The 2336-nt window shown below is 31.3% G+C and carries 3 protein-coding genes; all 3 read left to right on the top strand.

Translation table 11 applies throughout. The features are described 5' to 3' along the window. The first annotated feature begins 101 nt into the window (after window positions 1–101). Entirely contained in the window at window positions 102–866 is a 765-nt protein-coding gene (locus GXM17_RS21170; RefSeq protein WP_163401506.1) for a DUF2695 domain-containing protein, read from the top strand. A gap of 173 nt (window positions 867–1039) precedes the next feature. Continuing rightward, window positions 1040–1513 carry a hypothetical protein gene (locus tag GXM17_RS21165; protein ID WP_208796476.1) on the top strand — a complete coding sequence of 158 codons (474 nt, stop codon included), beginning with the start codon at window positions 1040–1042 and terminating at the stop codon, window positions 1511–1513. Window positions 1514–1697: 184 nt separating this feature from the next. After that, the gene (locus GXM17_RS21160) at window positions 1698–2147 is read left to right on the top strand and encodes an HAD family hydrolase (protein ID WP_163401504.1); all 450 of its coding nucleotides are present in this window, start codon (window positions 1698–1700) and stop codon (window positions 2145–2147) included. Window positions 2148–2336: the final 189 nt, after the last annotated feature.

Here is a 2336-nt window from a genome sequence, read left to right as displayed (position 1 = left end):
TTTGTATTTGGGAAATTTGTATTTAACCGAAAAATCCCGCATCTTTATTCCCCAACCTCGCCAAGCGCCGGAACGTTAGCGGTAATTATACACAACCAACAATGGACAAAGCGAAACAGAAAGAAATACAAAATCAACTTGCTGAAAAAGAATTAGCCGAGTTTAAAAAAAGCTTACCAGTTGACGAAAACATATTCTCTCGACTTTTTGACTTTTTAGATGTTGAATTAGGCGAATATGGTTGTGACCATACAACTATATTGACAAAGAAATTTTTAGACAAAAATGTTGTTGTGAATGCAACTGATGTAATTGACTGGTTGGAGAACAACGGAGGCGGTTGCGACTGTGAAGTTTTAGCAAACGTGGAAGACTTATTTGACTATCTAAATCCTCCAATAAAAAAACCTTCCCCAACAAACCAAATTAAGAAGCAAAAACTGAACAGTTTAAAAACAGACTTTGGTTTTTCTATTGAGAAAATCCCATCACCTTGGATTTTAACAGAGACAATTTTAGGGAACGACAAAATTTATAATTTTCAAATCGGCAAAAGCAATAATTGCATTGTAAATTTAACTTCTGACTTTCCTATAACTCAATTGGACAATGACAAATTTTGGGCAGACCTATGGGTAAAAGAAACGGAATTACATTATAAGCTTGACGACTTAACTGTTGAACAAATTGAATTTGAAAACTATTTGGCTATTTTAGTAAAAACAAAAAACTGGACACCCGTCAAAATTTGGTGCATTAGAAAATCAACTAAAAAATGGTTCTTAAAAATGACCACTGAATTGAGCAGACATAAGGATGACATAAAAGAACTTGAAAAATTGATAAATCACATAAAGACGGAATAAAAATAACTACCGCTAACAGCCACTACAACGGATTTGGGCATTAGGCTTAAAAGAAAAATAGTCTTGTATTTGGGATGATTTGGCAAATCCGAAGAATGGGCTTAATTTAGTCCCAAACCCGCTGTAGTACCAGAACGTTGGCAGATATAGTAAAAAAAACGAAGCGTAAACCAATGAAAATCAAACTATTTATTACACTTTTTATAATTTCAGCAAGTTTGATTTTATTAAATAGATTTACTAATTTAAGTATAAGTAGTCCTTTAATTTATTGGTTACTGATTTTTGCTTCTTATTCAATATTTATTTTTTTACTAAATGAAATACTAAAAGGAAAATACAGAAAAGCATTAAGAATATTAATAATTATAATTGGAATCATTTGTATTGGTTTATATTATATTACGAATTTGAGTTTTTGGGGAACACAAACAATTGAATACGTAAATATTTCTGATAAAAATAAATCAATCGAATATCAAATGAGAGATTTAGGTGGATTTGGATTCAAAACCCGAATAATAGAAAAGACAAAAATTCTGCCAACCATAAATTTGATAAAGGAAATAGATACGACCAAAATTAATAAAACAGAATGGGAAAAAGTTGAAATTGAAAAGAATGAAATGAATATTAAATTCCCATAAGAATAAATAAAACTACATCTGCCAACACACGTTTGTGGCTATTGCGGAATTTAGTGGAATTATCGTTTTTAAATCGTATTTTCGTTTAGCCGAAAATACTCGTCTTCAAAGTCCGCAACATCCACAAGCGCGAGAACGTTACCCAACATTTCACCAAAAAACCGTACAAACAACTGAAAATTAAATGAATATAAGTTTCGACCTTGATAGTACGTTAATTCCAAATGGAAAGGAATTTGAAACTGAAAAAGTAAATATAATTGCTAAATATTTCGGTATCGAAGAAATTCGTAAAGGTACTAGTGAATTGATTTCTCATTTACAAAGTGAAGGTCACAAAATTCACATTTATACAACATCGTTTAGAACTAAAAGAAAAATAAGACTAACTTTAAAATATTATGGAATAAAAATTAACCGAATTATAAATCAGACCAAAAATCAGAAAGTTTTAAAATCTATGAATATCAACTCATCGAAATATCCAACGGCTTTTGATTTTGACATCCATATTGACGACTCAAAAGGAGTTGGAATTGAGGGTCAAAAATTTAATTTCAAAGTTATTATTATTGAACCGACGGATAAAAATTGGATTGAAAAAATAAAATATGAAATAAAAAACGTCGGGTAACACACGTCTGTAGCGATTTGCGAATTTAGTGGAATTACCGTTTTAATTCGTATTTTCGTTTAGCCGAAAATACTCGTCTTCACAAGTCGCAAACCGCTACAGGCGCGAGAACGTTGTGCGTGATTGCTCCCAAATTGGAAAGCGGAAAACCGAAAACTAATTGACAGCCGAAATCGAAAAACCGAAATT

This window comes from Flavobacterium fluviatile (genome assembly GCF_010645065.1).
GTDB classification, from domain to species: domain Bacteria; phylum Bacteroidota; class Bacteroidia; order Flavobacteriales; family Flavobacteriaceae; genus Flavobacterium; species Flavobacterium fluviatile.
This window is presented reverse-complemented; position numbering and strand designations above follow the sequence as displayed.